We start from the raw sequence: 251 nt of genomic DNA on the forward strand, positions 1-251 counted from the left end.
CAAAGCTTTCCCCAAGATTGGGCAATGACGCAAAATAATCTCGGGAATGCTTACCTTTACAGAATACGCGGGGAGAAGGCAGAGAATCTTGAGAGTGCGATCGCTTCTTACACTGCAGCATTGTCCGTAAGAACCCGCCAAAGCTTTCCCCAAGATTGGGCAATGACGCAAAATAATCTCGGGGCTGCTTACTCCAACAGAATACACGGGGAGAAAGCAGAGAATCTTGAGAGTGCGATCGCTTCTTACAC

Annotated in this window: 1 protein-coding gene; it reads left to right on the forward strand. The window is 48.2% G+C overall.

The window, feature by feature from the left end:
- Positions 1-251, forward strand: a 251-nt coding sequence (locus DP116_RS29575; protein WP_246275730.1) for a tetratricopeptide repeat protein, incomplete at both ends; no start/stop codon positions are given.

Origin of the sequence: Brasilonema bromeliae SPC951 (assembly GCF_012912135.1) — a bacterium.
Classification (GTDB): domain Bacteria; phylum Cyanobacteriota; class Cyanobacteriia; order Cyanobacteriales; family Nostocaceae; genus Brasilonema; species Brasilonema bromeliae.